We start from the raw sequence: 20526 nt of genomic DNA, 5'->3' as shown, positions 1-20526 counted from the left end.
GAGTAGCCCCGCATGAACACCTTCGATTTTCTCCTGCAGGGCCTCGCCATCGCCGCACAGCCGGCGAACCTTCTCTATGCCCTGATCGGCGTGACGCTCGGCACTGCCGTCGGCGTACTTCCGGGCATCGGACCTGCACTCACCGTCGCCCTGCTTCTGCCCGTTACCTTCAAGCTCGATCCCGCCGGATCGCTGATCATGTTCGCTGGCATCTACTACGGCGGCATGTATGGCGGCTCGACCACCTCGATCCTGCTCAACACGCCGGGCGAGAGCGCCTCGATCGTCACCGCGCTCGAAGGCAACAAGATGGCACGCGCCGGACGCGGCGGCCCTGCCCTTGCCACCGCCGCCATCGGTTCCTTCGTCGCCGGCCTGATCGCAACCGTAGCACTCGCGCTGATCGCGCCATACATCGTCAAGCTCGCCCTGGTCTTCGGACCCCGTGAATACTTCGCCCTGATGGTCTTGGCCTTCGTCACGGTGTCCTCGGCATTCGGCGATTCGACCCTGCGCGGCCTCACCTCGCTTTTCATCGGCCTGACACTCGCAACCGTCGGCATCGACCAGCTGACCGGCCAGACCCGCATGAGCTTCGGCGTGCCGGACCTGCTCGACGGGATCGAGGTGACGACGCTCGCCGTCGCGATGTTCGCAATCGGCGAAAGCCTGTTCCTCGCAGCACAGGGCGACCGTGGACCCGACAAGGTCGAGGCCGTCAAGGGTTCGATCTGGATGACCGCGACCGACTGGGCCCGTTCGTGGAAACCCTGGCTGCGCGGCACTTTGATCGGCTTCCCGATCGGCGCAATGCCGGCGGGCGGCGCCGAGATCGGCACCTTCCTCTCCTATGCCACGGAAAAGCGCCTGACCAAGCATCCGGAAGAATTCGGCAACGGCGCGATCGAAGGCGTTGCCGGACCGGAAGCCGCCAATAACGCCTCGGCCGCCGGTACGCTCGTGCCGTTGCTCACCCTCGGCCTGCCGACGACAGCGACTGCCGCCATCATGCTCGCCGGCTTCCAGCAATACGGCCTGCAGCCAGGACCGCTGCTGTTTGCGACCAATCCGCAGCTCGTCTGGGGCCTCATCGCCAGCCTGTTGATCGCCAACTTCATGCTGCTGGTGCTCAACCTGCCGCTGATCGGTCTCTGGGTCCGCTTGCTGACGATCCCGAAGCCCTGGCTCTATGCCGGCATTCTGCTTTTTGCCACGCTCGGCACCATCGGCGCCAACCCTTCCGTGTTCGAACTGGGCATGCTGCTCGCCTTCGGTCTGATGGGCTACGCCATGCGCGTCTTCGGTTATCCGATCGCCCCGGTGGTCGTCGGCCTGATCCTCGGACCGTTGGCGGAACAGCAGCTTCGCCGCGCGCTGGCGATCAGCCAGGGCGACGTGACGGTCCTCGTGACGTCACCGATCGCAGCCGTGCTGCTTGCCATCGCCGCCGTCGCGCTGATCCTGCCGCTCATCATGCGCGCACGCGGCAAAGGCGAGGTGCTCTCGCATCTGGCTGCCAGCGAAGACTGACGCATCGGCCCGAAAATCGGAATCGTTTTTCGGAAAGCTCGATGCATAGATTCAAAACGCTGGAGTGGCGGATTTGACGGAAATCATGAAGGGCCGGTTCCCCCGGGGTTCCGGCCCTTCTTTATTGCATGGCAGCACTGTTTGAAACGCCATTGTAGAATGCGCTAACAAAGCCCATCTTCACCTCGTAAACAAACGAAGATGAAGGCAAAGAAGATGTCTGTCCTTACTGGCGCAATCCGCATGGGCTTCCTTGGCCGCGCCGTCGCAGTATTCGGCGCAGCAAGTGCCGCAGCCGCCGCTGTCGAAGCTCACCGTAACCCCAACCGCCACGACCTGCGTGCGCTCGGCATCAAGCCCGAGGATTTCAGCAAGGTTCGTCTCGGCTAAGGCTTGGGATCCACAGGGGAAGCTAAATGCTTCCGGCATCCGCTGAGCCGGGGAGCCAGAAATGGCTGTCCGGCTTTATCTTTTCCCGGAAGACAATCCGGCTTCCGACGCCATCGCCTTCAGGCCGTCCGCCATCGTGAAGGGTGGTATCCAGCCGAGTTCAGTGCGGCTCTCCGTTATATCCGCCTCCAGCGATCCCAGAAGACGCTGTGCGAAGGTCTGTTTCCCAAGCAGTCTTGCGGCAAGCGTGAACACGAAGGGGGGCACCGGGAAAAGCCGCGCAGGCTTGCCAAGCGATGCCCTGATCCTTGAAATCAACACCGGCAGGGAAACATCGTCGCCATCGCTGACGAGGAAAGTGCGGTTCGCGGCGGCGGGATGCTCGGCGCAGCGCAGGATGAAATCCACGAGATTGCCGACATAAACCATCGAGCGCCTGTTGCGGATAGACCGGAAGGGCAGCGGAAAACCGCTCGACGCCAGTTTATGAAGCGCTGCGAAGTTGGCCTTCACACCCGGCCCATAGACGAGCGGGGGCCTGATGCAAACCACCTCCATGCCTGTCTCGGCTGCAATCTCGGCCAGGCCATCCTCGGCTTCCCGCTTGGAAACGCCATAGGGATCGAGCGGCTGCGGCGGATCGCCGGCACGGAACGGATGCCCCGGAAGAGTTTCCTCGCCGTTGACCTTCAGCGTGCTGATGAAGACGAAGCGCTTCGCGCCGCAAGCCGCAGCCTGGCGCGCGAGATTGAGCGTACCATCCCTGTTGCTGGTGCGGAACGCCGTCAGCGGATCAATCGCCTTGTCATTCATCACATGCACGCGGGCGGCGAGATGAATGACCAGATCGACGCCGGCAAGCGCCTGCGACCAGTCAGTCGAGCCATCAATTTCGCCGACGACGACATCGCATGCACCCGCGCGCCGCCCTGCCGTTTGATAAGGAAGACCACGACGAACGAGTTCCCGGGTCAGCGCCTGACCGACGAAACCGCTTCCCCCGGTTATGAGAATCATCGGATCATTCCGCCGAAGTCGGAACCGTCGTCTTCCGGCAGCGGGCCGAAACGATCCGTTCGCTCCATCTGACGCAGAGCCACGAAATCGACGATATCGGCGCTGGGGCGATAACCGGAAACCAGCTTGCCCATGAGATCGCGCGTCGCCACCAGATCGCTGCGGTCCATCGCCTGTTGAAGAGATTTGAGCGCCTTCTCCAGCGCCGGCCAAGGCAGGAAGTCCTCATGCGCCTTCATGATCAGCGGATGCGCCGTGGGCTCCGGATTGTCGCTGATCAGCAATTCTTCATAGAGTTTTTCCGCCGGTCTCAGCCCGGTCATCTCGAAGGCAATGTCACCATCCGGATTATCCTCGTCCCGCACCGTGAGGCCGGAAAGCTCCACCATGCGGCGCGCCAGATCGATGATCTTCACCGGTTCGCCCATGTCGAGAAGGAAAACATCCCCGCCTTCCGCCATGGCGCCTGCCTGAATGACCAGCTGCGACGCTTCGGGGATCGTCATGAAGAAGCGCGTCATCTCCGGATGGGTCAGCGTGATCGGACCGCCCTGCGCGATCTGCTGCCGGAAAAGCGGCACGACGGAACCCGACGAACCCAGCACATTACCGAAGCGCACCATCGAGAACACGGTGGAACCACCTTGTGGGGCAAGCGCCTGCAGAACCAGTTCCGCGACCCGCTTGCTGGCACCCATAATGTTGGTCGGCCGCACCGCCTTGTCGGTGGAGATCAGGACGAAGGACGGTACGCCCATCTCTATTGCAGCCTTGGCCAACACCAGCGTTCCGAAGATATTATTGTTGATCCCTTCGATAGGATTGTGTTCGACCAGCGGCACATGCTTGTAGGCCGCCGCATGATAGATGGCATGCGGCCGAAACGTCGCCATGATCTCCCGCATGCGCCGTTCATCGCGCACTGAACCGAGAAGCGGTATGATAGAATGTTCGCCCTCGCGGCCGTCCCGCGTCAGTTCAGCATGGATGGAATAGAGCCCGTATTCGTTCTGATCGACCAGGAGCAGGCATTCCGGCCCGATCTTCATGATCTGACGACAAAGCTCGCTGCCGATCGAGCCGCCGGCACCGGTGACCATGACCACCTTGCCAAGGATATGACGGGCCAGAAGCGTCCTGTCCGGCGCGACCGACTGGCGGCCGAGCAGATCCTCGATGGCCAATTCCTGAAAATCAGAAAGGCGGACGAGACCCTGCGCCAGTTCGCTGACATTGGGCAACAGGCGCACAGCGACGCGCGCACCACGCAAGCTCTCGATGACCGCATTGCGCCGTTTGGAATCGATTCCGGGCATCGCGAGCAGGACAGTCCTCACGTTCAGTTTCGTGACAAGCTTCTTGAGGTCGCGAGGATCGTAGACCCTGATGCCGCCGATATAGGATCCATAGAGCGTCTGGTCGTCGTCCAGATAACCGACGACTTTCAGTTCGGTGCCGTTTCCGAGGGCGGTGCCAAGCTGCCGGCCCATCGATCCGGCGCCATAGATCAGCACATTCGATAGACTCTTCTCCCGCAGAATATTCCGGTATGTGCCGCCGAGCAGATAACGGGTGAGCATGCGGGACATGCCGACTGCGATCAGCAGCAGCAGCGGTTGCAGGATACCGACCGTACGCGGGATGCCCGGAACGCTGATGACGGTGAAAACCGTCATGAAAATCAGGCCATAGAGAGATATGGCCTTGATGATCGCCAGATAGGCATCCCAACCGATGAAACGGAAAATCGCGCGGTACAAGCCGAAGCGAATAAAGATCGGCAAGGCGACGACAAGGCAAACCGGGATCGTGACAAGCTGTATCCCGGCCAGCGGACCCCAGGAATCAAGCCGAAGGCAAAAGGCAAACCAAAGGGTAAGAACGCAAAGTGCCGCATCGACAGTCAGGGCCAGCAAGCGCTTTATCCACCGGGGAAAAGCGAGAACTGCCGGTATGTAACGCTCCCAAACCATCAGGAATTTCCAACCAGACTCTGTAAAAAAAAGAGGATAACCACGTCTCCATCCCTGACACCGCAGTCAATCCAATGCAAGTTATTAACTCACTCCGCAGGGGCGTCCGCAACAGCAAAGGTTGAAACGGTAGATGTTTCGCTCAACTCACCCGAAAGGGGGACTGGACATGTTGCTTCCATTTTCGTTGCCTGAATGCAACCACTCATATAAAGGATCTTGCCTTGGGACAGGCTGGCGCTCGATCTAAGGAATTGGCGGATAAATGAAAATTGGCGCCTACGTCATAAATCTCGATCGTTCCATCGAAAGATGGCGATGTCTGACCGCCCAGGCAGCACAGCTCGGCATGCAATTTCTGCGTGTTTCTGGTGTTGACGGGGCCGCCATACCTGCCGAACAGAGAACCGAGATCGACGAACCTGCCTTCCTGCGCCAGAACGGACGGCTGATGCTGGCCGGAGAGTATGGCTGCTACCGTAGCCACCTGAAGGCACTCTCCACCTTCCTCAAAAGCGACAACGCCGCCGCGATCATCATAGAGGACGATGTAGAAGTTCCGCCGAAACTCATCGAGCGCGCGCAAGCCATCCTCGAGGCCGTTCCAGACGCGGAGCTGGTCAAGCTGCTCAATCATCGTTCCCGGTGGTTTCGCTCGAGGGCGACATCACGGTTGGGGGATCAGGTGGGGCGCTGCCTGCACGGCCCTCAGGGTTCCGCCGCATGCTACCTCGTCACCCGCAAGGGCGCGGAAAAACTGCTGCAGAGCATCAGGGTCATGAGCTACCCGCTGGACATTGCGCTGGAACGCGGCTGGCACAACGGCGTGAATGTCTTCACGGTGAAGGACAACATCGCCCGCCTCAGCCCAACCACGAGCAAGATGACGGAAATCGGCACCCGTGCCGACTACAGGGAGCGAAAATTCAAGGGACCGCGCAGGCTCGTCACCCATCTCATGCGCGCCATCGAATACACGCGCCGGATCAGATACGCCCTATGACCAGCAACACAGTCATAGAGAAACTCCGCAACTGGAGCTGGTCACCCTATGTGCTTATGCTCCTCTGGGTGGGAATGATCTCCGCTCCGGTCGTTGAAAGCGACACCTATCGCTACACCGCACTGGCGCTGGTTGCAGTCGGTTTTCTCTTCTTCAGGGAAAACTACCGCCTGCTGAAGGGCGACTATTTCGCCTATCTCTGCATTGCATGGGGGATCTACGCCTTCTTCCGTTTCGCCTACGGTGTTTTCGTGCTGGACGAAAAAGGCACATCGGAATGGCTCTATGTCTTCCCGATCTTCTTTCCTGGCCTGGGAATTGCGCTCTATTCCAGTCGCCAATACGTTTTCCCGGCCATCAGCCTGTTCATGGCAATAGCCCTCGCTGCGCTGATCGTGTCGACCGACTATTCCGGCATATTGGCAGGCGAGCGGACCTTCCCACTTTTCCACAACAACCCGATCCATAGCGCCATCGGCTGCGGACTGATCGTGATCGGTGCGTTCTACTGGATGCTGGAGGCCTCGGAAACCGGAAAGCTGGCCGGCTGGAAACGACCTGCAATCCTTGTCGTCGGCTCCCTGACCATCGCTCTCGGGCTCTTCAACATTTATGGCGCCAAGTCCAAGGGCGTCTGGCTGGCGCTGATCTTTACCGTCGTGGTGATGGCGGCAACCTCCTTCCTGCATCAGCACAGACGTTATATCGTTCCCCTCCTCGGCGGTGCTTTCGCGCTCCTGGCCGTCGGCCTTTTCACCGTGCAGGACAACATCGAGGAATTTGCAGGACCAACCTTCGATGCCGCCGTAAACCTGTCGGAAAACGCGCTGGAAGCGCCAAGCATCGAAGGCGCCATGCGTTCGGCGATCGAAGCGCCTGAAACGCCCGATTCTATGCGTGAGCGTCTTGAATTGTGGTCCAATGCGCTGGAGCTGATCACCATGGCTCCGCTTTTCGGTCATGGCAATGACTGGTTGCGGCTCTGGCGCCAGACGAGCTATGGCGGCACTCGCTACGTTCTGCTGCACAACGGCTACCTTGAAATCCTGGTTCGCCATGGCTTCTTCGGTTTGACGCTTCTGGGCATCAGCGTCGTGATCTCCTGGCGCCGGTTGAGCGAAGCCTACCGGCGAAAGGTCATCAGCCACAGCACGCTGATGTGTGCCTATGTTCTGGCCGTCTTTTTTATGGTGACACTTTTCAGCAATTCGAATAATCGGCTGGCGCTCGGGGAGTCCTTTTTCATGGTCATGGCCGCAGCCGTGTTCGCCATATCCTTCCTGAACAAGACAAGCCCAGAGGCCGCCGGTTCAAGATGATGAAACGCCTGTTCGACTTCTCCGCCGCGCTGGTCGGACTGATCCTGACCAGCCCGATCATGGCGGTCGTTGCCATTCTCATTCGTCGTACCTCGCCGGGACCGGCGCTCTTCATCCAGACGCGGGTAGGGCGCAACGAAGTGCCCTTCCAATGCTACAAGTTCCGCACCATGGCCACCGGCACCCCGGATGTAGCCTCCCATCACGCGTCCACCGCCTGGATCACGCCGGTCGGACGCTGGCTGCGCGCCTACAAGCTGGACGAACTGCCCCAACTGCTCAATGTCATCAAGGGCGAAATGAGCCTCGTCGGCCCCCGCCCCTGCCTGCCAAGTCAAGCGGAAATGATCAGCGAGCGCCGCAGACAGGGCGTATTTTCCGTCCGTCCCGGCATTACCGGCAGCGCCCAGCTCGCCGGCATCGACATGTCCGAACCCGCAAGACTGGCGGCGGCCGACAGGCAATACATCGACCGGCGCTCCTTTGCCGGCGATTTCGCCATTCTGATCGCAACCGCGCTCGGTCGGGGATCTGGAGACGCTGCCCGCAAATAGACGGATCGGCACCAATGAAGCCGACTTTTTATGCAAGCGAATAGCAAGCGCATGTTTTAAGCATTCCGCTTGCCAAGTTTTCCGCACTGCGTCATCTATGACCCCATGACGCATCCCGATCTCACCATTCTCGTGATCGACGAAAACGCCATCCGCGCCTCCATAATCGAAGAGGGCCTGCGCGAGGCGGGGCACGAGCATGTCACCGTCGTGCACGAGGTAAACGGGATCGCCCGGATCATCGAGACGCTGCAGCCCGATGTGATCATCATCGATATCGAGAGCCCCAATCGCGACATGATGGAACATCTTTTCCAGCTGACGCGGACGGTGAGCCGTCCGATTGCGATGTTCGTCGACCGATCCGACACAGCCTCGATTGAGGCTGCGGTGGACGCCGGCGTCTCGGCCTATATCGTCGATGGCCTGAAGAAGGAGCGGGTGAAGCCGATCCTCGACATGGCGGTCAGCCGCTTCAACGCCTTCAGCCGCCTGCAGCGGGAACTGGCCGATGCCAGGAGCGCATTGGAAGAGCGCAAGGTGATCGAGCGCGCCAAGGGTATCATGATGAAGATGCGCGGACTGTCGGAAGAGGAAGCTTTCGCGCTGCTGCGCCAGACGGCCATGAACGAGAAGAAGAAGCTTGCCGAGATCGCCCAGAGCGTGGTGACCGCGGCGGGTCTCCTGATGTGATGCCGGCCTCGACGAAGGCCGCCGCCCGGAGGAACCGGAGTGAATGAGATGACGAAAACGGCAGACATCAAGGCGGGACGGCCCGCTCCTGCAATCGGCAATGCGAGCGAACCGAAAACGCTCCGTGCCGGCTTCATCCCGCTGATGGACGCCTCGATCCTGATCGCTGCCGCCGAATGCGGCTTTGCCGAAAAGGAAGGTCTGCACCTCGATCTGGTGCGTGACGTTTCCTGGGCAAACGTCCGCGATCGCCTCGCCTTCCGCCAGTTCGACATCGCCCACATGCTCTCGCCCATGCCGGTCGCCTCCATGCTGGGACTAGGCTCCAATCCATCGCCGACGATTGCGCCCTTTTCGTTGGGACGGGGCGGCAATGCCATTACCCTCTCTCTGCGGCTTTACGAACGGATGCAGGCAGCGGCAGACCTGACGGAAACGGCAAGCGCCCTCGACAATGCCCGTGCGCTCGCCCGAGTGCTCTCGGACATGAGAACGCGTGGAGAGCCCCTGCCGACGCTCGGCATGACCTATCCGTTTTCGTCCCACAACTATGAATTCCGTTACTGGCTGGCAGCGGGCGGCATCGATCCGGACGAAGATGTCAAGCTCGTTGTCGTCCCGCCGCCCCTGACCTCCGACGCGCTGGCCGCGGGCGCCATCGACGGCTTCTGCGTCGGCGCGCCGTGGAACATGGTCGCCTCGGAACGGGGTGTCGGCCGCATCGTCGCTGCCAAGCAGGATATCTGGCCCTCCGCACCGGAAAAGGTGATCGGCATGCGGCCGGAATGGGCAGAAGGCCATCCGGAAACGGTGTCGCGCCTCATCGTCGCGCTCGATGCGGCGGCCCGCTGGTGCGATGCCCCTGAAAACCACGACGCGCTTGCCGAACTGCTGGCCGGCCCGCGCTTCATCGCAGCGCCCGTCAATATCATCCGGCGCGTCCTGTCCGGCGAATTCAGCCTCGACGCCAAGGGTAACGTCCGGGTCATTCCGGACTATTTCCTCTTCCACAAAGAACACGCCAATTACCCCCGGCCAAGCCAGGCGCTGTGGATCTACAGCCAAATGATCCGCTGGGGACAGGCCGAATACAGCGAGGCCGGCACCAAGGCTGCCGCATCTGCCTTCCGGCCCGACCTTTACCGGGCAGCGCTAGGCAATGCGGGACTGCCGACGGACGCCGATATCCGCACCGAAGGTGCGGCTCCGGAAGACCGCTTCATGGATGGGCATGTCTTCGATCCGACCGGCATTCCCGGCTATATCGAGGGCTTTGCGGTGCGCTCCAGCGGACGCCCAGATACGGCTCAGCACGAAGCCTGATCGCAACGCAGTGCACAACGCGCTGGCGAAATTCAGCGCCGGAATAGCGCATTCGCACAATCTTTAAGCAAGCCTGTTTTTCGATCAAAAGAAGCAGGCACCAAGCCAAAATCGAAATTCAAACGAAAATTCATAATCTTAATTAGCATCGCCGAAAACTGGCACGGTGCTTGCTTTCTAATTTTTGCACCGGTCAACGGCGACCGGAAAGCAGATGAGCGCTGACAGAGCGCACAACCATCAGACATCGACGTCGCAAGGTTTTTGCTGCCCAGGCTTTTCAGGTCCTGAAGGCGCAGATCCCATGCGGCGTTTTTTTGTTTCCGGATTTCCGCCAACTGCAAGGGGACAGCCATGACGAAGACCACAGGATCAAGCATCAGCCGCCGTACCATTCTGAAGACCACCGCCGCCGCCGCACTCATCAGCGCCGTGCGCACCGCCTTCCCGTCCGGCGCCTTCGCCGCGACCGCAGCCCCCGAAGTCACGGGCGCCAAGCTCGGCTTCATCGCGCTCACCGACGCCGCTCCCCTGATCATCGCCAAGGAGAAGGGCCTCTTCGAAAAGCATGGCCTGCCGGATGTCGAGGTGGCGAAGCAGGCATCCTGGGGCGCCACCCGCGATAACCTCGTACTCGGCGGCGCAGCAAACGGCATCGACGGCGCGCATATCCTCACCCCGATGCCCTATCTCATGGAAACCGGCAAGGTCATCCAGAACAACGTTCCGGTGCCCATGTCGATCCTCGCCCGCCTGAACCTCGACAGCCAGGGCATCTCGGTCGCCAGCGAATATGCGGAAACCGGCGTCGGCCTGGATTCCTCCAAGCTCAAGGAGATCTTCGCCGCGAAGAAGGCCGAAGGCAAGGAAATCAAGGTGGCCATGACCTTCCCCGGCGGCACCCATGACCTCTGGCTCCGCTACTGGCTCGCCGCCGGCGGCATCGATCCGGACAAGGACGTCTCCACCATCGTCGTTCCGCCGCCGCAGATGGTCGCCAACATGAAGGTCAGCAACATGGATGCCTTCTGTGTCGGCGAGCCGTGGAACGAGCAGCTCGTCAATCAGGGTATCGGCTTTACCGCCTGTACCACCGGCGAACTGTGGAAGGGCCATCCGGAGAAAGCATTCTCGATGCGCTCAGAATGGATCGAGAAGAACCCCAACGCCGCCAAGGCCCTGATGATGGCGGTGATGGAAGCCCAGATATGGGCCGACAGCATGGACAACAAGGAGGAGATGGCGACGATCCTCGGCAAGCGCCAGTGGTTCAACGTGCCGCCGAAGGATGTGCTCGGTCGCCTCAAGGGCAACATCAACTACGGCAATGGCCGCGTCGCGGAAAACACCGGCCTCGAAATGAAGTTCTGGAAGGACCATGCCTCCTACCCGTTCAAGAGCCATGACCTGTGGTTCCTCACCGAGAACATCCGCTGGGGCAAGTTCGCGCCCGACACGGACACCAAAGCGCTGATCGACAAGGTGAACCGCGAGGACATCTGGCGTTCCGCCGCAAAGGATCTCGGCGTTGCCGAGGCCGATATTCCCGCTTCGACCTCGCGCGGTCCGGAGACCTTCTTCGACGGCAAGGTCTTCGATCCGGAAAACCCCAAGGCCTATCTCGAAAGCCTGACGATCAAGGCAGGAGCCTGAGGGTTTACCCCTCCCCGTCCGACGAGGGGTCGGGGAGGGGTTTCATCGATACGACCGACACCGTCCAGAAGAGGACCGAACCATGACAGTAACCGCCCTCAAGACTGACACTTCCACGACGGCCATTCCCGCGACCACCAGCGGCACCGTCGTACAGATGGCACGACGCCCCGCCGCGAAGCTTGACCTGAAGCGCATCGGCATGACGATGCTGCGCAATGTCCTGCCGCCGCTCGTCGTCCTGCTGGTCCTGCTCGGCATCTGGCAGGTCACCTGTTCCCATCCGGGCGCGACGCTGCCGCCGCCGAGCCAGGTCTGGGCCGACAGCTTCGACCTGATCGCCTATCCCTTCTTCGATTACGGTTCGCAGGACATTGGCCTTGCCTGGCGCGTGCTGGTCTCGTTGCAGCGCGTGGCGATCGGCTTCGGCCTCGCGGCAGTCGCCGGCGTCGTGCTTGGCGCCATCGTCGGCCAGTCGGTCTGGGCAATGCGCGGCCTCGATCCGATCTTCCAGATTCTGCGCACCGTGCCGCCGCTCGCCTGGTTGCCGCTGTCGCTTGCAGCCTTCCAGAATTCGAACCCGTCAGCGATTTTCGTGATCTTCATCACCTCGATCTGGCCCGTCATCATCAACACCGCCGTTGGTGTCCGCAATATCCCGGACGACTATCGCAACATCGCCCGCGTGCTGCGCCTCAACCCGCTCGAATTCTTCATCCGCATCATGATCCCGGCGGCGGCTCCCTACATCTTCACCGGTCTGCGGATCGGCGTCGGTCTGTCCTGGCTCGCCATCGTCGCCGCAGAAATGCTGACCGGCGGCGTCGGCATCGGCTTCTTCATCTGGGATGCGTGGAACTCGTCCCGGCTCTCCGACATCATCGTGGCGCTCGCCTATATCGGCGTGACCGGCTTCGTCCTCGACAAGCTGGTCGCCCTCCTTGGCAGCGTCGTCACCCGCGGCACGGCCGCCAACTGAGGAGACGACACCCATGAACGCCTATCTCAAGATCGACCATATCGACAAAAGCTTCGAACGCGGCGGCACGAAGACCGAAGTGCTGAAAGACGTCACGCTGACCATCGACAAGGGCGAGTTCGTTTCGATCATCGGCCATTCCGGCTGCGGCAAGTCCACGCTTTTGAACCTGATCGCCGGCCTGACCCGCGTTTCGAGCGGCGCCGTGCTGCTCGAAAACGCCGAGGTGAACGAGCCCGGCCCCGAACGCGCCGTGGTCTTCCAAAACCACTCGCTGCTGCCCTGGCTTTCCGTCTACGAAAACGTCAACCTCGCTGTGTCCAAGGTCTTCGCCGGCCGGAAGAGCAAAGCCGAAAAGCACGAATGGGTGATGCGCAATCTCGACCTCGTGCAGATGGCCCATGCTAGGGACAAGCGCCCTTCCGAAATCTCCGGCGGCATGAAGCAGCGCGTCGGCATTGCCCGGGCGCTTGCCATGGAACCGAAGATCCTCTTGCTCGACGAGCCCTTCGGCGCGCTCGACGCGCTCACCCGCGCGCACCTTCAGGACGCAGTGATGGAGATCCACGCGAGGCTCGGCAACACCATGATCATGATTACCCATGACGTGGACGAGGCCGTCCTGCTCTCCGACCGGATCGTCATGATGACCAACGGTCCCGCTGCACGCATCGGCGAAGTTCTGGAAGTCCCGATCCCGCGCCCGCGCGACCGCATCGCGCTCGCCTCAGACCGCACCTACCTCAAAAGCCGCGAAGCCGTGCTGAAGTTCCTCTACGAACGTCACCGCTTCGTAGAAGCCGCGGAGTAATGACTATGGCGGAAAAACTCGTCATCATCGGCAACGGCATGGCCCCCGGCCGGATGCTGGAAGAGCTCTTCGAAAAAGCGCCGGGCCTCTACGAAGTCACGATCTTCAACGCCGAGCCGCGCGTCAATTACGACCGCATCATGCTCTCTCCGGTGCTTTCCGGCGAGAAGAGCTATGAGAACATCGTCATCCATAACGACGACTGGTACGCCGCCCATAACGTGACGCTGCACAAGGGCGCGAAAGTCACCGGGATCGACCGCCATGCAAAGACCGTCACCTCGGCGAATGGCATCACGGCGGCTTACGACAAGCTGGTAATCGCCACGGGTTCGCTGCCCTTCATCATCCCGGTTCCCGGACATCAACTGCCGGGCGTGCTGCCATACCGCGATCTCGACGACGTCGAAAACATGCTGAAGATCGCCGAGGGCAAGGGGCGCGCCATCGTCATCGGCGCCGGCCTGCTGGGACTTGAGGCAGCCTACGGCCTGAAACGGCAGGGCATGGATGTCACCGTTATCCACCTGATGCCAACCATCATGGAGCGCCAGCTCGATCCCGCCGCGGCCTACCTCCTGGAAAAGGCGCTCAACGAACGCGGCATCGACATCATCACCAAGGCCAATACCAAGCAGATCCTCGGCGCCGACAAGGTCGAGGGCATCGAGCTGGAGGACGGTCGCGTTATCGATGGCGACATGGTCGTCATGGCCGTCGGCATTCGTCCGGCTTCGCAGCTTGCCAAGGACGCCGGCCTTGCCGTCAACAGGGGCATCGTCGTCGACGACGGCATGATGACCTCGGATGCCTCGATCTTCGCGCTCGGCGAATGCGCCGAGCATCGCGGTATCTGCTACGGGCTCGTCGCCCCGCTCTATGAAAGCGCAAAGGTGCTGGCCGACCGGCTGACGGGCGGCAGTGCCGAATATCACGGCTCCGTCACCAACACGAAGCTCAAGGTCACCGGCATCAACCTGTTTTCGGCAGGCGATTTCGCCGAGGCTCCGGACCGGCAGGAAATCGTGCTGCGCGATGCCGCCGCGGGCGTCTACAAGCGCCTCGTCCTCAAGGAAAACCGCATCATCGGTGCCGTGCTCTACGGCGAGACGGCGGACGGTTCCTGGTTCTTCGACCTGATGAAGAAGGGCACCGACATTTCCGAGATGCGCGAGACGCTGATCTTCGGTCAGGCCTACCAGGGGGGTGCCGCGCTGGACCCTATGGCGGCCGTTGCAGCCTTGCCGGATGATGCGGAAATCTGCGGCTGCAACGGCGTCTGCAAGGGCAAGATCGTTTCCACCATCACCGGCAAGGGACTGACGACGCTGGACGGTGTCAGGGCGCATACCAAGGCATCCGCCTCCTGCGGCAACTGCACCGGCCTTGTCGAGCAGCTGATGTCACTGACGCTGGGCGACGCCTATAATCCGGCCGCAGTCACGCCCATGTGCACCTGCACCGAACTTGGCCATGACGACGTGCGCCGCCTCATCAAGGCGAAAGGTCTGAAGACCATTCCGGCCGTGATGCAGGAACTGGAATGGAAGACCTCCTGCGGCTGCGCCAAATGCCGGCCGGCTCTGAACTATTACCTCGTCTGCGACTGGCCGGACGAATATGCCGACGACTACCAGTCGCGTTTCATCAACGAGCGCGTGCACGCCAACATCCAGAAGGACGGCACCTACTCCGTCGTGCCGCGCATGTGGGGCGGCGTCACCAGTTCCTCGGAACTGCGCGCCATCGCCGATGTGGTCGACAAATTCGACATCCCCATGGTCAAGGTCACCGGCGGCCAGCGCATCGACCTGCTCGGCATCCACAAGGAAGACCTGCCGGCGGTGTGGGCCGATCTCGGCAAGGCCGGCTTCATCTCAGGCCAGGCCTACGCCAAGGGCCTTCGCACGGTGAAGACCTGCGTCGGCGAGCAATGGTGTCGCTTCGGCACGCAGGATTCGACCGGCCTCGGCATCCGCATCGAGAAGTTCATGTGGGGTTCGTGGACGCCGGCCAAGTTGAAGCTCGCCGTCTCCGGCTGCCCGCGCAACTGCGCGGAAGCGACCTGCAAGGACATCGGTGTCATCTGCGTCGATAGCGGCTTCGAGATCCACTTCGCCGGTGCCGCGGGCCTCGACATCAAGGGCACGGAGGTGCTCGGCCTCGTGAAGAGCGAGGACGAGGCGCTCGAACATATCGTGGCGCTGACCCAGATGTATCGCGAGCAGGCCCGCTATCTCGAGCGCATCTACAAATGGGCAAAACGCATCGGCACCGACGAGATCCGCCGCCAGATCATGGAGGATCACGACAAGCGCCGGGCCTATTTCGACCGCTTCGTCTTCTCGCAAAAATTCGCCCAGGTCGACCCGTGGTCGGAGCGCGTTTCCGGCAAGGACAAGCACGAGTTCAAGCCCATGGCGACGGTCGGGTTCAGTCAGGCGGCGGAATAGAGGAAACGCCCCTCTGGCCTGCCGGCCATCTCCCCCACACAAGGGGGAGACCACTTGCAGTCACCTGTTGCGACAATCGGGAGGCGCAGGTGGGACCGGCAAGCCCCTCACCCTTGCGGGGAGGGGTTGGGGAGGGGCTTAAACACCCAGAAGGAGTACACCCATGAACTGGATATCCATCGGCCATATCGACGACATTCCGCTCCGCGGCGCTCGCTGCGTGAAGACGCCGGAAGGCAAGATCGCCGTCTTCCGCACGGCCGAAAACGAGGTTTTCGCCATCGAGGATCATTGCCCCCACAAGGGAGGTCCGCTCTCGCAGGGTATCGTCCACGGCAGGGCCGTGACCTGCCCGCTGCATAACTGGGTGATCTCGCTGGAAAGCGGCAAGGCACTCGGCGCCGACGAGGGAGAGGTCAGGACCATTTCGTTGCGCAACGAGGATGGACACCTATCGATCATGCTCGAAAGCCTGCTTCAGGCGGCGGAGTGACGAAATGAGGCTCGCGGCCGACGCATTCGGGAGGTTTCATGTCCACTGAAACGAGAACCACCTGTCCCTATTGCGGCGTCGGCTGCGGGGTAATCGCAACCGTCAGCGACGAAGGCGCCGTCTCTGTGAAAGGCGATCCGGATCACCCGGCCAATTTCGGCCGCTTGTGTTCCAAGGGATCGGCGCTCGCCGAAACACTCGATCTGGAGGGGCGCGCGCTTTACCCGGAAATCACGGGCGAGCGCACCACCTGGGACAAGGCCCTCGACATGGTGGCCCGCACCTTCGCGCAGACCATCGCCACACATGGCCCGGATGCCGTCGCCTTCTATGTCTCCGGTCAGTTGCTCACCGAAGACTACTACGTCGCCAACAAGCTGATGAAGGGCTTCATCGGCTCGGCCAACATCGACACCAATTCCAGGCTCTGCATGGCCTCGTCGGTGGCCGGCCACCGCAGGGCCTTCGGGGCCGACACGGTGCCTGGAACCTATGAGGATCTGGAACTCGCCGATCTCGTCGTGCTGGTCGGCTCCAACATGGGCTGGTGCCACCCGGTGCTCTACCAGCGGCTTGCCGCCGCCAAGGCAGCCCGACCCGGCATGAAGGTCGTCGTCATCGACCCGCGCCGCACGGCAACCTCCGACATCGCCGATCTGCATCTTTCCATTCGCCCCGACGGCGACGTGGCGCTCTTCAACGGCCTGCTCGCCCATCTGGCGAAGAGCACGGCGATCGACGAGAATTACCTTGCCGCCCATACGACAGGTTTCGCGGACGCCTTCGCCGCTGCAAGCGCCCTGAGCTTTGCCGGACTGATCTACAACACGGGCCTTGGCGCCAGCGAACTGCGCCAGTTCTTCGGCCTTTTCGAACGGACGGAGAAGGTCGTTACCTGCTACAGCCAGGGTGTCAACCAGTCCTCGATCGGCACGGACAAGGTCAACGCCATCATCAACTGCCATCTGGCGACCGGCCGGATCGGTCGGCCCGGCATGGGACCTTTCTCGCTGACCGGCCAGCCGAATGCCATGGGAGGCCGCGAGGTCGGCGGTCTCGCCAATATGCTTGCCGCCCACATGGCCATTGAGAATCCTCAGCATCGCGACCGCGTGCAACGCTTCTGGAACGCGCCTACCATTGCCGACAAGCCGGGGCTGAAGGCAATCGACATGTTCGAGGCGGTCGCTGACGGCCGCATCAAGGCGCTGTGGATCATGTCGACGAACCCGGTGGTTTCCATGCCGGACGCCGACCGGGTGAAGGCGGCCATTGAAGCCTGTCCCTTCGTCGTCGTATCCGACATCGTGAAGGAGACCGACACGGCGAGGCTGGCCCATGTTCTGCTGCCCGCCACCGGCTGGGGCGAAAAATCCGGCACGGTGACGAATTCCGAGCGCCGCATCTCCCGGCAGCGGCCCTTCCTGCCGGCCCCCGGCGAGGCCCGGCCGGACTGGTGGCAGATTGCCGAGGTCGCCCGCCGCATGGGCTTTGAGGCGGCCTTTTCCTTCCGTTCGGCGGCGGAGATCTTCGCCGAGCATGCCGCCCTTTCCGCCTTCGAAAACGACGGCGCCCGCGACTTCGACATCGGCGCGCATGCGGCAATCGACGAGACCGGCTTCGACGCTCTCGCGCCATTCCAGTGGCCCCAGCCCGCCGGCACCGGCCCCCGGACGACGCGGTTCTTCGCCGAGGGGCGCTTCTTTCATCCCGACGGCAAGGCCCGCTTCGTGCCCGTTGCACCCGATGTGCCGCAGCGGACGAGCAGCGACTTTCCGCTGGTGCTGAACACGGGCCGAGTACGCGACCACTGGCACACCATGACGCGGACCGGCAAGAGCGCCCGCCTCTCCGCCCATATCGCCGAACCCTATGCGGAGATGCACCCCGCCGACGCGCGCGGCCTCGGCATAGGGGATGCGGATCTCGTCGAGTTGGCGAGCGAAACGGGCAGCCGCGTGATCGTCCGCACCCTGCTGAGCGGACGGCAATCCCGGGGCTCGATTTTCGTGCCGATGCACTGGACCGGGGAGACCTCCGCGGAAGGCCGTATCGATGCGCTGGTGCCACCGGTGACGGACCCGGTCTCCGGCCAGCCGGCCTCCAAACATGTCGCAGTGCAGGCAAGGCGCTTTGCTGCAGCGGCCTACGGGTTCGCAATCAGCGCGAACAGACCGGAAGGGCTTGATCTGCCCTACTTCGCCCTTGCCCGCGCGCCCGGCGGCTGGCGCACGGAACTCGCATGGCAACAGCCCGCCGAAGATTGGGACGGCTGGTGCCGCGCCCGGTTCAGGCTTCCCGCGAAAGCCGAACTGATCGGATACGGCGACCGCGCCACCGGCATTACAAGGCTGGCCTATTTCCTCGAAGAGCGGTTGCTGCTGGCTCTCTTCGTCGCGACAACCCCGGTTGCCGTCTCCCGCCAGTGGGCGGTCGGGCAATTGCAGCAATGCCATTCGGATGCCCGTACGCGCTTTGCCGTGATCGCCGGCCGGCCGGCGGCGGACAGACCCGATCCGGGCGCAACCGTCTGCTCCTGCTTCTCGGTGGGCGTGAACCAGATCGTTACCGCGGTAAAGGGCGGTTGCCGGACAGTGGAAGCCGTCGGCGAGGCACTTTCCGCGGGCACCAATTGCGGTTCCTGCCGCGCAGAAATCAAGGGGATCATCGATGCCTGCCATGCCGCTGCGGCTGAGTGAGCCGAAACCGACCACGACGGCGCGTGTCGCCCCGCTCGCCAAGCTTCCCGTTTTCTGGTCGCTTGCAGGAAAACAGACAATCGTCGCCGGCGGCTCCGACGGTGCGGCCTGGAAGGCCGAGCTGCTGGCCGCCTGCGGAGCGGAAGTGCATGTCTATTGCCCGAATGAGGAGTTGGGCGAGGCTATGAAGGCGCTGATCGATGAGACAGCAGTCCGCTCCATCATCCACCACCCCCATGCCTGGCATCCCGGCATCTTCACGGGCAAGGCTCTCGCGCTCGCCGACTGCGAAACGCAAGAGGAGGCGCAGGCCTTTCACGATGCCGCCCGTGCGGCCGGTGTTCCCGTCAACGTCATCGACAAGCCCGATTTCTGCCAGTTCCAGTTCGGCTCCATCGTCAACCGTTCGCCGGTCGTTGTGGCGATTTCCACGGACGGCGCCGCCCCGATTCTCGCCCAGGCGATCCGCCGGCGCATCGAGACGCTGCTGCCGCCTGCGCTGAAGTCATGGGCGGAACTGGCGCAGGCGTTGCGAGAAAGGGCGAACACGCTTCTGACAACGCCGCAGTCACGCCGAAATTTCTGGGAACGCTTCGTCGACCGCGCTTTCGCCGGCAACCGCCCACCGGAGGAGAGCGATGGCCAATCCCTGCTCGCCGACGCCGAACGGCTGGCCGTCGACCAGACCCACGGCCATGTCACCCTGGTCGGAGCCGGTCCGGGCGATGCCGAACTCCTGACCCTGAAAGCCGTGCGCGCCCTTCAATCGGCCGATGCGATCCTGTTCGACGATCTGGTTTCGGCCGAAGTCCTGGAGCTTGCCCGACGGGAAGCCAAGCGCATGCTGGTGGGAAAACGCGGCGGACGCGAAAGCTGCCGGCAGGAGGACATCAACGATACCATGCTGGCGCTCGCCAAGGCAGGCAAACGGGTAGTGCGGCTGAAATCCGGCGACCCGATGATCTTCGGCCGGGCCGGTGAAGAGATCGCCTTCCTCGAACGGCACGGTATCTCCTGCGATGTCGTGCCCGGCATCACCGCCGCAAGCGCGATGGCGGCAAGCCTCGGGGTCTCCTTGACCCACCGAGATCATGCCCAGGCAGTCCGCTTCGTCACCGGCCATGCCCGCAGCGGGGATCTGCCCGCCGACCTCGATTGGCGCAACCTCGCCGACCCGAAGACGACCACGGTCTTCTACATGGGCGGGCGAACGGCCGGCAAGATCCGCAGCCGCCTGCTCGACGCGGGCATGGCGCCCGATTTGCCCGTCGTCGTCGCAAGTTCCGTGACCCGCTCCAGCCAGAGAAGCTGGGCAGGTTGCCTGAACGATCTCGAACGGGGAATAAGCGAAATCGGCTACGAGAACCCGGTTCTCATCGGCATCGGGCCGGTCTTCCAAGCATGCCGCCGGAACACAGATCGCTCAGACTTGCCGGCACCCGCCCATGCAGGGCGCGTGTAATCCCTCTCGACACGCCGCAAGAACACACCGGAAGAACGATATAGCTGACTAAAATTGGGCGAGACGATGAAAAGCCTCGCGCAAGTCTCATGGATATTTCGAAAATCAGAACAAGATAATATTATCTACTAAAGATCGATTCGTATCGGTCAAATGACAAAGTCTATGACTTAG

17 protein-coding genes are annotated in these 20526 nt (G+C 62.1%); 14 read left to right on the top strand and 3 right to left on the bottom strand.

Going from position 1 to position 20526, the window contains the following annotated elements; all coding sequences use genetic code 11:
* The first annotated feature begins 12 nt into the window (after positions 1-12).
* Entirely contained in the window at positions 13-1530 is a 1518-nt protein-coding gene (locus tag NBH21_RS15725) for a tripartite tricarboxylate transporter permease (RefSeq protein ID WP_250915195.1), read from the top strand.
* A 216-nt stretch (positions 1531-1746) separates the two neighbouring features.
* Positions 1747-1920 carry a hypothetical protein gene (locus tag NBH21_RS15720; protein WP_250915194.1) on the top strand — a complete coding sequence of 58 codons (174 nt, stop codon included), beginning with the start codon at positions 1747-1749 and terminating at the stop codon, positions 1918-1920.
* Positions 1921-1995: 75 nt separating this feature from the next.
* Here NBH21_RS15720 and NBH21_RS15715 read toward each other — a convergent pair whose 3' ends face one another.
* Both NBH21_RS15715 and NBH21_RS15710 read right to left on the bottom strand, forming a co-directional pair.
* Complete coding sequence (locus NBH21_RS15715) at positions 1996-2937, bottom strand: UDP-glucose 4-epimerase family protein (protein WP_250915193.1); 942 nt, start codon at positions 2935-2937, stop codon at positions 1996-1998.
* Positions 2934-4910 (bottom strand): polysaccharide biosynthesis protein, encoded by a 1977-nt coding sequence (locus tag NBH21_RS15710; RefSeq protein WP_250915192.1) that lies wholly within the window; start codon positions 4908-4910, stop codon positions 2934-2936. Before NBH21_RS15710 ends, NBH21_RS15715 begins: the two co-directional genes overlap by 4 nt.
* A gap of 265 nt (positions 4911-5175) precedes the next feature.
* On the opposite strand from NBH21_RS15710, the gene NBH21_RS15705 reads away from it, so the two are divergent.
* The 5 genes from NBH21_RS15705 (at position 5176) to NBH21_RS15685 (ending at position 9802) form a co-directional block, all read left to right on the top strand.
* A complete protein-coding gene (locus tag NBH21_RS15705; RefSeq protein WP_250915191.1) occupies positions 5176-5913 on the top strand; it encodes a glycosyltransferase family 25 protein in 738 nt (245 codons plus the stop codon).
* Positions 5910-7232 carry an O-antigen ligase family protein gene (locus NBH21_RS15700; protein ID WP_250915190.1) on the top strand — a complete coding sequence of 441 codons (1323 nt, stop codon included), beginning with the start codon at positions 5910-5912 and terminating at the stop codon, positions 7230-7232. The genes NBH21_RS15705 and NBH21_RS15700 overlap by 4 nt, the downstream gene beginning before the upstream one ends.
* The gene (locus NBH21_RS15695) at positions 7229-7786 is read left to right on the top strand and encodes a sugar transferase (protein ID WP_250915189.1); all 558 of its coding nucleotides are present in this window, start codon (positions 7229-7231) and stop codon (positions 7784-7786) included. Before NBH21_RS15700 ends, NBH21_RS15695 begins: the two co-directional genes overlap by 4 nt.
* A 105-nt stretch (positions 7787-7891) precedes the next feature.
* Positions 7892-8479 carry an ANTAR domain-containing response regulator gene (locus NBH21_RS15690; protein ID WP_250915498.1) on the top strand — a complete coding sequence of 196 codons (588 nt, stop codon included), beginning with the start codon at positions 7892-7894 and terminating at the stop codon, positions 8477-8479.
* A gap of 39 nt (positions 8480-8518) precedes the next feature.
* Complete coding sequence (locus NBH21_RS15685; protein ID WP_250915188.1) at positions 8519-9802, top strand: CmpA/NrtA family ABC transporter substrate-binding protein; 1284 nt, start codon at positions 8519-8521, stop codon at positions 9800-9802.
* A gap of 32 nt (positions 9803-9834) precedes the next feature.
* Here NBH21_RS15685 and NBH21_RS15680 read toward each other — a convergent pair whose 3' ends face one another.
* Positions 9835-10182 (bottom strand): hypothetical protein, encoded by a 348-nt coding sequence (locus NBH21_RS15680; RefSeq protein ID WP_250915187.1) that lies wholly within the window; start codon positions 10180-10182, stop codon positions 9835-9837.
* Between NBH21_RS15680 and NBH21_RS15675 the strand changes: the two genes are divergently transcribed.
* The 7 genes from NBH21_RS15675 (at position 10157) to cysG (ending at position 20352) form a co-directional block, all read left to right on the top strand.
* Complete coding sequence (locus NBH21_RS15675; protein WP_250915186.1) at positions 10157-11455, top strand: CmpA/NrtA family ABC transporter substrate-binding protein; 1299 nt, start codon at positions 10157-10159, stop codon at positions 11453-11455. The two genes, NBH21_RS15680 and NBH21_RS15675, sit on opposite strands and share 26 nt — an antisense overlap.
* Before the next feature lie 82 nt (positions 11456-11537).
* Positions 11538-12434 (top strand): nitrate ABC transporter permease, encoded by an 897-nt coding sequence (gene ntrB / locus NBH21_RS15670; RefSeq protein ID WP_250915185.1) that lies wholly within the window; start codon positions 11538-11540, stop codon positions 12432-12434.
* A 13-nt stretch (positions 12435-12447) separates the two neighbouring features.
* A complete protein-coding gene (locus NBH21_RS15665) occupies positions 12448-13245 on the top strand; it encodes an ABC transporter ATP-binding protein (protein WP_113438857.1) in 798 nt (265 codons plus the stop codon).
* Positions 13246-13250: 5 nt separating this feature from the next.
* Positions 13251-15698, top strand: coding sequence for a nitrite reductase large subunit NirB (gene nirB, locus NBH21_RS15660; protein ID WP_250915184.1), 2448 nt, complete (start codon positions 13251-13253; stop codon positions 15696-15698).
* Positions 15699-15861: 163 nt separating this feature from the next.
* On the top strand, positions 15862-16191 hold the full coding sequence (nirD, locus tag NBH21_RS15655; RefSeq protein ID WP_250915183.1) for a nitrite reductase small subunit NirD: 330 nt from the start codon (positions 15862-15864) through the stop codon (positions 16189-16191).
* 38 nt (positions 16192-16229) lie between these two features.
* Complete coding sequence (locus NBH21_RS15650) at positions 16230-18890, top strand: nitrate reductase (RefSeq protein ID WP_250915182.1); 2661 nt, start codon at positions 16230-16232, stop codon at positions 18888-18890.
* A complete protein-coding gene (gene cysG / locus NBH21_RS15645; protein WP_250915181.1) occupies positions 18862-20352 on the top strand; it encodes a siroheme synthase CysG in 1491 nt (496 codons plus the stop codon). The genes NBH21_RS15650 and cysG overlap by 29 nt, the downstream gene beginning before the upstream one ends.
* The last annotated feature ends 174 nt before the right edge of the window (positions 20353-20526 follow it).

Origin of the sequence: Ciceribacter sichuanensis, assembly GCF_024055605.1 — a bacterium.
GTDB lineage: Bacteria > Pseudomonadota > Alphaproteobacteria > Rhizobiales > Rhizobiaceae > Allorhizobium > Allorhizobium sichuanense.
The sequence above is the reverse complement of the archived record's forward strand: the minus strand, read 5'-3'. Positions and strand labels throughout refer to the sequence as shown.

Bases quoted from the DNA above. Each gene is read 5' to 3' on its own strand.
- NBH21_RS15725 (WP_250915195.1), top strand. From the start codon at position 13: ATGAACACCTTCGATTTTCTCCTGCAGGGCCTCGCCATCGCCGCACAG.
- NBH21_RS15720 (WP_250915194.1), top strand. From the start codon at position 1,747: ATGTCTGTCCTTACTGGCGCAATCCGCATGGGCTTCCTTGGCCGCGCC.
- NBH21_RS15715 (WP_250915193.1), bottom strand. From the start codon at position 2,937: ATGATTCTCATAACCGGGGGAAGCGGTTTCGTCGGTCAGGCGCTGACC.
- NBH21_RS15710 (WP_250915192.1), bottom strand. From the start codon at position 4,910: ATGGTTTGGGAGCGTTACATACCGGCAGTTCTCGCTTTTCCCCGGTGG.
- NBH21_RS15705 (WP_250915191.1), top strand. From the start codon at position 5,176: ATGAAAATTGGCGCCTACGTCATAAATCTCGATCGTTCCATCGAAAGA.
- NBH21_RS15700 (WP_250915190.1), top strand. From the start codon at position 5,910: ATGACCAGCAACACAGTCATAGAGAAACTCCGCAACTGGAGCTGGTCA.
- NBH21_RS15695 (WP_250915189.1), top strand. From the start codon at position 7,229: ATGATGAAACGCCTGTTCGACTTCTCCGCCGCGCTGGTCGGACTGATC.
- NBH21_RS15690 (WP_250915498.1), top strand. From the start codon at position 7,892: ATGACGCATCCCGATCTCACCATTCTCGTGATCGACGAAAACGCCATC.
- NBH21_RS15675 (WP_250915186.1), top strand. From the start codon at position 10,157: ATGACGAAGACCACAGGATCAAGCATCAGCCGCCGTACCATTCTGAAG.
- NBH21_RS15680 (WP_250915187.1), bottom strand. From the start codon at position 10,182: ATGCTTGATCCTGTGGTCTTCGTCATGGCTGTCCCCTTGCAGTTGGCG.
- ntrB (WP_250915185.1), top strand. From the start codon at position 11,538: ATGACAGTAACCGCCCTCAAGACTGACACTTCCACGACGGCCATTCCC.
- NBH21_RS15665 (WP_113438857.1), top strand. From the start codon at position 12,448: ATGAACGCCTATCTCAAGATCGACCATATCGACAAAAGCTTCGAACGC.
- nirB (WP_250915184.1), top strand. From the start codon at position 13,251: ATGGCGGAAAAACTCGTCATCATCGGCAACGGCATGGCCCCCGGCCGG.
- nirD (WP_250915183.1), top strand. From the start codon at position 15,862: ATGAACTGGATATCCATCGGCCATATCGACGACATTCCGCTCCGCGGC.
- NBH21_RS15650 (WP_250915182.1), top strand. From the start codon at position 16,230: ATGTCCACTGAAACGAGAACCACCTGTCCCTATTGCGGCGTCGGCTGC.
- cysG (WP_250915181.1), top strand. From the start codon at position 18,862: ATGCCTGCCATGCCGCTGCGGCTGAGTGAGCCGAAACCGACCACGACG.